Origin of the sequence: Sphingomonas sp. FUKUSWIS1 (assembly GCF_000733135.1) — a bacterium.
Classification (GTDB): domain Bacteria; phylum Pseudomonadota; class Alphaproteobacteria; order Sphingomonadales; family Sphingomonadaceae; genus Sphingomonas; species Sphingomonas aerolata.
Map to the genome: position 1 here is coordinate 1 of NZ_JPJC01000093.1, position 8,773 is coordinate 8,773.

10 protein-coding genes and 1 riboswitch are annotated in these 8,773 nt (G+C 67.9%); of the genes, 6 read left to right on the forward strand and 4 right to left on the reverse strand.

The annotated features are described in order from the left end of the window. A partial coding sequence (locus sphsw_RS06840) for a PepSY-associated TM helix domain-containing protein (protein WP_042466724.1) occupies nt 1–899 on the reverse strand: 899 nt, incomplete at its 3' end. Next, nucleotides 899–3,280 (reverse strand): TonB-dependent receptor family protein, encoded by a 2,382-nt coding sequence (locus tag sphsw_RS06845; protein ID WP_031439955.1) that lies wholly within the window; start codon nt 3,278–3,280, stop codon nt 899–901. The genes sphsw_RS06845 and sphsw_RS06840, both read right to left, overlap by 1 nt. Nucleotides 3,281–3,401: 121 nt before the next feature. Here sphsw_RS06845 and sphsw_RS06850 point away from each other — a divergent pair, with 121 nt between their 5' ends. The 6 genes from sphsw_RS06850 to sphsw_RS06875 all read left to right on the forward strand — a co-directional run bounded on the left by sphsw_RS06850 (nt 3,402) and on the right by sphsw_RS06875 (nt 7,679). After that, nucleotides 3,402–3,713: a murein hydrolase activator EnvC family protein gene (locus sphsw_RS06850; RefSeq protein ID WP_152555419.1), complete on the forward strand. Its 312-nt coding sequence runs from the start codon at nt 3,402–3,404 to the stop codon at nt 3,711–3,713. A gap of 112 nt (nt 3,714–3,825) precedes the next feature. Continuing rightward, the gene (locus sphsw_RS06855; protein ID WP_031439957.1) at nt 3,826–5,160 is read left to right on the forward strand and encodes a S41 family peptidase; all 1,335 of its coding nucleotides are present in this window, start codon (nt 3,826–3,828) and stop codon (nt 5,158–5,160) included. A gap of 20 nt (nt 5,161–5,180) precedes the next feature. Further along, nucleotides 5,181–5,663 carry a disulfide bond formation protein B gene (locus tag sphsw_RS06860; protein ID WP_031395676.1) on the forward strand — a complete coding sequence of 161 codons (483 nt, stop codon included), beginning with the start codon at nt 5,181–5,183 and terminating at the stop codon, nt 5,661–5,663. After that, complete coding sequence (locus sphsw_RS06865) at nt 5,660–6,232, forward strand: demethoxyubiquinone hydroxylase family protein (protein WP_042466726.1); 573 nt, start codon at nt 5,660–5,662, stop codon at nt 6,230–6,232. Before sphsw_RS06860 ends, sphsw_RS06865 begins: the two co-directional genes overlap by 4 nt. A 113-nt stretch (nt 6,233–6,345) precedes the next feature. Continuing rightward, nucleotides 6,346–6,813 carry a hypothetical protein gene (locus sphsw_RS06870; RefSeq protein ID WP_031439959.1) on the forward strand — a complete coding sequence of 156 codons (468 nt, stop codon included), beginning with the start codon at nt 6,346–6,348 and terminating at the stop codon, nt 6,811–6,813. A gap of 77 nt (nt 6,814–6,890) precedes the next feature. Then, a riboswitch (ZMP/ZTP riboswitch) is annotated at nt 6,891–6,968 on the forward strand. Nucleotides 6,969–6,986: 18 nt separating this feature from the next. Beyond that, nucleotides 6,987–7,679, forward strand: coding sequence for a DJ-1/PfpI family protein (locus sphsw_RS06875; protein WP_031439960.1), 693 nt, complete (start codon nt 6,987–6,989; stop codon nt 7,677–7,679). Here the strand turns inward: sphsw_RS06875 and sphsw_RS06880 are convergent. Both sphsw_RS06880 and sphsw_RS20320 read right to left on the reverse strand, forming a co-directional pair. Beyond that, the gene (locus tag sphsw_RS06880) at nt 7,670–8,302 is read right to left on the reverse strand and encodes a DedA family protein (RefSeq protein WP_031439961.1); all 633 of its coding nucleotides are present in this window, start codon (nt 8,300–8,302) and stop codon (nt 7,670–7,672) included. The genes sphsw_RS06875 and sphsw_RS06880 overlap by 10 nt on opposite strands. A 53-nt stretch (nt 8,303–8,355) precedes the next feature. Further along, nucleotides 8,356–8,773: UdgX family uracil-DNA binding protein (locus sphsw_RS20320; RefSeq protein WP_042466727.1), on the reverse strand; the 418-nt coding region annotated here is incomplete at its 5' end.

The window sequence follows — 8,773 nt, forward strand, 5'->3', positions numbered from 1 at the left end:
GTCGCGATCAGCCGGTCGAGCGGCACGTCCGAGACCGCGGGATGCGCCATCGTCATCCCGCCATGTTCGGCATGCGCGCCCACCATCGCGCGCGTGCCGGCATCGGCGGCACCGCGCGCGCGCAGCTCCGCGGCATTCCCCGCCGACCAGTCCTGCCTGACCACCCGCCCCTCGGCGACCGTCCGGATCGCCTTCAGGTAACTCCCCCAGCTTGCGGCCCAGGGCAGGCCCGATATGAGCAATGCGAGCGCGAAGACCGATACCCAGAGCCCGGTGACGCCGTGCAGGTCGCGCCAGAACCGCCGCCCGCCCGCACGCAGCCGCGGATAGACCACCCCCGCCAGCCCGCTGCCGCGCGGCCACCACAGGACCAGCCCCGACAGGATCATGACGATCGCCCAGGAGGCGGCGAGCTCGACCAGATAGGAGCCGGGCGTGCCGATCAGCAATTCGCCGTGGAGCCGGAAGATGATCCGCATCAGCCGGCTGTCCTCGTCGACGGTGTGGAGGACCGCCAATGTGTTCGGATGGACATAGACGCGCGTCTCGGTGGTGCCTGCGCCGACGATCACCTGCACCGCCTCGTCGGGCCGCTCGGGCAACTGATAGCGGTGGAGCACCGATCCCGGCACCGCGCGCACCGCCGCATCGGCCTGTCGCGCCGCCGAGGCGCGCGCGCCGTCCAGCGGGAGATGCGTATAGGGGCGATCGATCAGCGTCTCGATCTGCGGGCGGAACAGGTAGATCGAGCCGGTGACCGACAGCCACAGCACGAACGGAAGGCAGAACAGCCCGGCATAGAAATGCCAGCGCCAGATCGTCGGATAGCCCGGCCAGCCACGACCGGGGCCGGGTCCGCCTGGAGAGGCCGGGGCGGCGGCGGGAGCGGACGCACGCATCAGAACCGCGCCTTCACGCCGGCATAGACGGTGCGCGGGACACCGGCATAGATCGACCCGGTCGCCGTCCGCAGCACCGCTTCCGGATTCTGCTGCCCGGTCGCCGCGTTCAGGCTGTTCGCAATTACCGAGGCCGAGCCGACATAGGTCGTGTCGAACAGGTTCTGCACCGAAGCGAACAGCCGCAGCCGCGACCACACCCCCTCCCCCCTTGGTGGATCATAATGGAGGTTGAGATTGGCGAGCGTATAGCCCGCCACACTCAGCAGATTGCCATTGTCGATCGCATAGCGGTCGCGGTAGGTCAGCTCGACGAACCCGCCCAGCCCCGCCACCGCGCCACCCGGCTGGTCATAGCCGAGGCGGACATTGACGAAGGTCGGGATGACGCCGGGGATGCGGTTGCCCGCGCGGTCGAACGTCGCCGACACCGCGCCCGATGTCAGCCGCTCGACGAACGCCGTATAGTGGTGGTCGTTGTAGCTGTAGCTCGCATCGATCCGCGCGCCCGGCAGGACGGCTGGCAGCGGCGTCCAGCTGAGCCCGAGCTCGACGCCGCGGTGGACCGAGCGCGGCGCGTTGGTGGTATAGGCGAGCAGGTTGACGCCCGCCGACTGGCTGACCTGTTCGTTGCGGAACCATTCGTAATAGCCCGTCACCTCCGCCTTCAGATTGGTCCCGAGCGCGACTTCGGCGCCGAGGTCGATCCCGGTGTTGCGCTGGGTCTTCAGCGTCACGTTGTTGCCCGGCACCCCTGCCGCGGTCACGAACAGCGCGCCGGCCTGCGGGATGCCATAGCCGGTGCCGACGCGCGCATGCAGGCGGACCGCGTCGATCGCCTGCCAGACGAGCGAAGCCTCGGGTGCGACGTTCCAGAAATGGCGCTCGGCGGGGATCACGCTCAGCACCGGGTTCGCGCCGAGCGGATAGGCATAGCCGGTCTGCGTCACGCCGATGATCGATCGCTCCGTGCCGATGCCCGCGATGAACTGGAGCCGCGACGTCAGGCTCAGCTCCTCGCGGGCGCGTGCGCCCATGTTGCGGACGTCGCCGAACACCGTCTGGGTCGGCGCGCCGATGCCGTCGCGGCCCGCGGGCGTCTTGTTGAAGCTGTAGCTCTGGTTATCGAGGTAATTGTAGAACACGCCGACAAAGCTGGTCGCCGCCATTCCGAACAGCGTGCCGCGATGCGTGACGTCGCTGGTGATGTTGTAGCTGTCTAGCGTGCCCTTGAACGGCGTCGCGCTGGTCGGCTGGTTGACGACGCGGCTGTCGAACGTCGCCTGCGCCCGCCACGTCGCGGTCGTGCTCAGGTCATGCTCGTAGCGGGTGCCGATGATCGTCCGGCGATCGTTGCGCGCAAGGTCGGCCTCGGCCGCGGTCTGCGCGATCCGCGCGCCGTTGACGCCGTTGGCGAGCACCGAGATCGTCCCGCAACCGGGCGCCGCGCCGACCCGTGTCGCGCAGCCGCGCTGATAGGGATTGGCGTGATACTGGTCGAGCGAGAGCCGCGTCGAGAGCGCGAATTCGCCCTCATTGTAGATGATCTTCGCGGTCAGCCGGTCGCGGTCCGAGATCGCATAGGTCGCCAGCGCGTTGATCGTGCCGGTCTCATACCCCGTATGCCCGGTCGACCCGTTCGCGCGGACGAAGCTGCCGAACAGCGCATAGTCGAAATCCGCGCCGGCATCGCCGATCGTCGCATAGACATTGGCATAGCCGTCGCTGCCCGTGTCGATGCCGATCTCGGCACCGTCGATGTCACGGCCGCGCCGGGTGCGGAAATTGACCGCGCCACCGATCGCGTAATTGCCATAGCGTGCGGAGGATGGCCCGCGCACCACGTCGACCGCGCCGTAAGCATGCGGATCGGTCAGGTCGAACCGGGCCAGCCCGTCGGGCTGGGTGACGGGGAAGTCATCCTCGAACACCTGGATGTTGCGCGCGCCGAAGCTGTTGCGCGCGTTCGAGCCGCGGATCGACACGCCGACGTCGCGCGGGCCGTTGCCCTGGATGACGACGACGCCGGGCGACAGCTTGACGATGTCGGCTATCGTCGTCGCGGGGGTGTTGCGGAACGCGGCGTCGTCGATCGTCGTGACGGTCTGCCCGGTCACGCGCGTCGTCAGCGACAATGCGTTGCCGGTGACGATGATGTCGTCACCGGCAATCGCCACGGGGGCGGTACGACGCGGCGCGTCTGTCGGGCTGCTCGGTTCGTCGAGCAGGCGCAGTTCGGCATCGATCGCGGCACGATCGCGCAGCAGCGCCGCGCGCCGGGCTGCGATATCGGCATTCTGGGCGGCAGGGAGAGGCGCAGCCGCGATCGGCGCGGCACAGGCGATCGCGGAGATCGCCGCCATGAGATGGCATCGGGACATGAAGAGTTCCTGGTCGGACGCGGCCGGGTCCCGTCGGGACCGGGCCGTATAGGGGTGGCGGGCAGCCGCCACCGGCCCGCGCTTTGGCGGACAGGGTCGGCTTGTCACCGGCTTCGACGCGGTGTCCGATGTGGGCGTGCGATCGCGCGGGCTGACCTTCGCGGTCGCGCCGGACGCGCGCGTGGTGGCGCCGGCGGCGGGCATCGTCCGTTACGCCCGGGCGTTTCGCGGTTATGGCCGGATCGTGATCCTCGATCACGGTGATGGCTGGACGACGCTGTTGACCGGGCTTGCCGACACCGGGGTGAAACCGGGCGTCCACGTCGCCGCCGGATCGCGGATCGGGACCGCGCCGGGGGGCGAGGATCCGCTGATCACCGTCGAGCTTCGGCGGCGCGGGCGACCCGTCGACGCGGCCGCATTGATCGGCTAATCAACCGAGAACCGGTCCGGCGTCCATTCGCCGGACCGCGAAGACCGTCGCGGCTTTGCTCCGCGCGCACTATACCGCTACGCTGTGCCTTCCCCCGGTTTCAGGACCTTAGATGCCACGTCCGATCCTTACCGCTACCGCCATCCTCGGCGCGCTGACCCTCGTGCCGCTGGCCACCTCGGCGATGGCGGCGGTCGACACCGACACGTATCGCGAGTTCGACCAGTTTCTCGACGTCTTCAACCGCGTGAAGGCGGAATATGTCGACAAGGTCGATGACAAGACGCTGATCAAGGGCGCGATCCAGGGGATGCTCGCAAGCCTCGACCCGCATTCGAGCTATGTCGATGCGCTGGATTACGAGAATTTGCGGATCATGACCGAGGGCAATTATGGCGGCCTCGGCCTGACGGTGCAGATGGAGGACGGCGCGATCAAGGTCGTGACCCCGCAGGAAGACTCGCCCGCCGCGCGCGCGGGCGTCAAGTCGGGCGATTACATCACGCATATCAATGGCAAGCTGATCTACGGCGATTCGCTCGACGAGGCGGTCGCACAGATGCGCGGCAAGCCCGGCAGCAAGATCACGCTGGGGCTCGTCCGGCCGGGTCGCGACAAGCCGCTCGACGTGTCGATGCTGCGCGAGATCATCGTCCAGAAGCCGGTGAAATGGGAGGTGCGCGGCGATGTCGGTTATATCAACATCAACACCTTCAGCGAGAATACCGGCGCGGACACGCGCGCGGCGATCATGGCGATCGACAAGTCGCTGGGGCATCGTCCGCTCGGCTATGTCGTCGACCTACGCCAGAATGGCGGCGGGCTGCTGACCCAGGCGATCGCGGTCAGCGACGCGTTCCTCGATCACGGTGAGATCGTGTCGCAGCGTGGCCGCGAGAAGACGGATATCGAGCGCTATTATGCCAAGCCCGGCGACGACGCGCATGGCCTGCCGGTCGTCGTGCTGACCGATCCGGGGACCGCATCGGCCTCCGAGATCGTCGCCGGCGCGCTGCAGGACCACCACCGCGCGCTGATCATGGGCGAACGCACGTTCGGCAAGGGATCGGTCCAGACCGTGCTCCAGCTCGGCCCCGAGACCGCGTTGCGCCTGACGACCGCGCGCTACTTCACGCCGTCGGGCCGGTCGGTCCAGGAGGGTGGGATCGAACCCGATATCCGCGTGCCGCAGATCAGCGACCCCGATCACAAGGCGCGCCCGGTGTTCCGCGAAGCCGACCTGCGTCGTCACCTGATCAACGAGGTGAAGGCCGACAATGCGGTTCTCGAGGAAGATACGAAGGACGATCCGCGCTTCTCGGCGACGCCCGAGGCGCTGAAGAAGCAGGGGGTCGAGGACTTCCAGCTTTATTATGCGCTGAAGACGGTCGCCCGGCTCGGCGGCGCCGCGCAGGTCGCCGCCGCGACCAAGGCACCCGTCAAGTGAGCGTACGCCGCGGGCTGGGGATGACGAAGAACGAGGAGATCGCCCGGTCGATCGCGCTTGTGCTGCCGCTGCTGCTGCTGCTGGGGGCGCTCGGGTCGCAATATCTGGGCGGGCTCTATCCATGCGAGATGTGCCATTGGCAGCGCTGGCCGCATTATTCGGCGGTGTTGCTCGCGGCGGCGACGTTCGTGGTGCCGCAGCGCTCGCTGCGCGCCTCGCTGGTGCTCGTCGCGGCGTTGCTGATCGGGATCAGCGGCGCGATCGGGCTGTTCCATGCCGGGGTCGAATATCACTGGTGGAACGGCATCACCGCCTGCACCACGACGGTGTCGATGGCGGGCACGACGCCGGCCGAACGGCTCGCCGCGATCATGAACGCGCCGATGGTGCGCTGTGATTCGGCGCAGTGGTCGCTGGCGGGGATTTCGCTCGCCGGGTTCAACGCGATCTTTTCCCTGGGCGGCGCGATCACCATCTTCGTGCTGATGAGGAAGACACGATGACCACCGCGACTCCGATCCCGACCGTCCCGCGCGGCACCGGCTGGAAGCCGGGCGATCGCAAGCATCCGAGCGAGGCAATGGTCCGCGTCGACCAGGCCGGCGAATATGGCGCGATCCGCATCTATGCGGGGCAGCTCGCGGTGCTGGGCGACCGGCACCCATCATCGCGCCTGATCCATCACATGGCGCAGCAGGAGGAGCGCCACCGCGCCTTCTTCGACCGGATGATCGTCGAGCGGCGCGTGCGGCCGACCGTGCTGCAGCCGATCTGGAAGGTCGCGGGCTTCGCGCTCGGCGCTGTCACGGCCGCGATCAGCCCGCGTGCCGCGATGGCCTGCACCGCGGCGGTCGAGACCGAGATCGACAAGCATTATGCCGAGCAGCTCGTCGCGCTGGGCGACAGCGATCCCGAACTGAGCGCGGCGATTCTCGATTTCCAGGCCGAGGAGCTGGAGCACAAGGCGACCGCGATCGCTGCCGGGGCGGAGGAAACCCCCGGCTATCCGGTGATGAGCGCGCTGATCCGGCTGGGGTGCAAGGTCGCGATCGCGACCGCAAAACGGATCTGACCGCGGCGCCGGCCGTTGGGACTGAAACGCGTGGCCTTGCGGCGTTCAGCCTAGGGCCACCGACGATCGCCGATCCTGTCGGCCAACAGATACGGATTATGGGAGTGGTGCGTATGAGGATGATGATGGCGGCGGCCTTGCTGGTCGCCGGCCCGGTGGCGGCGCAGACGGTGACGTCGGGTGCGGCTATTCCGGCCAAGCCCGGTGCACCCGCAGCCAAGCCCGCCTCCGCGCCGGGTGAGGTGTCGCGCAGCGCCCCGGTCAACGGCGTGCTCACGCTGTTCGGCAACGAGCGCTGCCCGACCAATGCACAGGGCGAGGAAATCGTCATCTGCGTGCGTCGCAGCGCGCAGGAGCAATATCGCGTCCCCAAGGAGCTGCGCGAGTTCGCCGTGACGCCCGAAAATGAGAGCTGGGCGGCCAAGGCGCAGGGCACGCTCGGCACCGGTGTCGGTGCGAACAGCATCGGCAGCTGCTCGACCGTCGGCCCTGGCGGCGCAACCGGATGTTTCGGGCAGCGCGTTCGCGAAGCGCGCCGCGAAAACAAGGAGCGCGCAGCCGAGGTGCCCATTCTCCCATAGGCTGCCGCGACCGGTTTGCGTTCAGCGCGCGAACCCGTCGATGCTGTTGCGTCGTCAAAGACAACCGCATAGCGTTGGCGCGTCCGCGTGACTGGCGCCGAGTGGATCACCACGGGGAAGCGCGGACGGTTCCGCCGCGCGCCTGGGCAGCCCCTCTGGACGGAGCTTGTGCCATGCGCGACCCTTTTCGTATCGCCTTCCTACTGTTTCCCAACGTCACCCAGCTCGACCTCACCGGTCCTGCCCAGATCCTGTCGCGGCTTGGCGAGGCGCAGGTCGATCTCGTCTGGAAGACGCGCGATCCGGTGCCAACCGACGCCGGGTTTTCGATCCTTCCGACCGCGATCTTTGCCGAGGTGCCGTACGCGGACATCCTTTGCGTCCCGGGAGGCTTCGGACTCAACGACGTCATCGCCGACGACGAAGCGATGGCATGGGTGGGGGCCATCGGGGCGGGCGCGACATGGGTCACCAGTGTCTGCACCGGCTCGTTGATCCTGGGTGCCGCGGGATTGCTCGACGGGTACCGCGCGGGGTGCCACTGGGCTCAGCGTGACATGTTGCCACTCTTCGGTGCGATCCCCGTCGACGCGCGCACCGTGGTCGATCGGAACCGGGTCACCGGCGGCGGTGTGACGGCGGGCATCGACTTTGCGCTGACGCTGATCGCGCTGATCCGCGGCGAGGCGCATGCACGCATGGTGCAATTGGCACTCGAATATGATCCCCAGCCACCGTTTGACAGCGGTTCACCCGCACAGGCCGGGCCGGAGATCGTCGCCGCGTACCAGCGGCGCGTGCAGGCGCTGGCACCGACGCGTGACGAAGACCTGCGCGCGCTTGCCCGGCGTCGTGGTTACGGGTGACGCTTCAGCCCGCGGACGCGGTGCCAGATGTAGAAGCCGACCAGCGCGATCAGGACGATGCCGATCAGCAGGTCCGCGCTGTGGAAGGCGGCCTTTACGCGCGGATCGCTGTCCCATTTGTCGCCGAGCTTCATGCCGACCCAGGCAAGCCCGAAGCACCACGGCCAGGAGCCGATGAAGGTGTAGAGGTGGAAGGGCACGAGCTTCATCCGCGCGACACCCGCCGGAAAGGCGATGAACGATCGGATGACGGGGAGCAGACGCCCGATCAGCACCGCCATGCTGCCCCAGCGCGCGAAGAACCGGTCCGCCGTATCAAGCTCGCCCGGCCCGATCAGGACATAGCGACCCCAGCGCTCGGCCATCGGTCGACCGCCACGCTTGCCGACCTCATAGGCGACGATCGAGCCGAGATTGCACCCGATCGCGCCCGCGGTGGCCGCGAGATACAGGTCGAACCGGCCGGTCGACACCAGATAACCGGCGAACGGCATGATGATCTCGGATGGAAGCGGAATACACGCGCTTTCGATCGCCATGAGGATCGCGATGCCGACATAGCCGCCGGACGAGATCACCCAGATCGTGAAGGTGGCCAGCACGGCCAGAATCTTTTCGAACATGGCGCGGGGATTTGCGCGATGCGGCGCGCGAAGGGAAGGGCCAATCGGTTCGCCTAAGCCAGCCGCGCGCCGGCCATTCGCAGATCCTCGACGAATCGCGCATATTCCTCGTCGGCCTGGACCTTGTCCGGCAGGCGCAGCAGGTAGCTGGGATGGACGGTGATCCATGCCTCGCCGCCGCCGGGAAGCTGCAGCGCGCGGCCGCGTTCCTTGCCGATCGTCATCACCTTGCCGAACAGCGAGCGGGCCGCGGTGGCGCCGAGCGCGACCGTCACCTTGGGCGCGACAAGCATCTGCTCCTGCTCGATCCACCACCGGCAGGCCTCGATCTCGCCGGCGCCGGGCTTGGCGTGGATGCGTCGCTTGCCGCGCTGTTCGAACTTGAAATGCTTGACCGCGTTGGTGACATAGGCGCGGCTGCGGTCGAGTCCCGCCTCCGCCATCGCGCGGTCGAACATCTGACCGGCGGGG

What these genes read in the sequence shown, in the direction of transcription:
- sphsw_RS06845 (WP_031439955.1), bottom strand. Translation starts at nt 3,280, where the DNA reads ATGTCCCGATGCCATCTCATGGCGGCGATCTCCGCGATCGCCTGTGCC.
- sphsw_RS06855 (WP_031439957.1), top strand. Translation starts at nt 3,826, where the DNA reads ATGCCACGTCCGATCCTTACCGCTACCGCCATCCTCGGCGCGCTGACC.
- sphsw_RS06860 (WP_031395676.1), top strand. Translation starts at nt 5,181, where the DNA reads ATGACGAAGAACGAGGAGATCGCCCGGTCGATCGCGCTTGTGCTGCCG.
- sphsw_RS06865 (WP_042466726.1), top strand. Translation starts at nt 5,660, where the DNA reads ATGACCACCGCGACTCCGATCCCGACCGTCCCGCGCGGCACCGGCTGG.
- sphsw_RS06870 (WP_031439959.1), top strand. Translation starts at nt 6,346, where the DNA reads ATGAGGATGATGATGGCGGCGGCCTTGCTGGTCGCCGGCCCGGTGGCG.
- sphsw_RS06875 (WP_031439960.1), top strand. Translation starts at nt 6,987, where the DNA reads ATGCGCGACCCTTTTCGTATCGCCTTCCTACTGTTTCCCAACGTCACC.
- sphsw_RS06880 (WP_031439961.1), bottom strand. Translation starts at nt 8,302, where the DNA reads ATGTTCGAAAAGATTCTGGCCGTGCTGGCCACCTTCACGATCTGGGTG.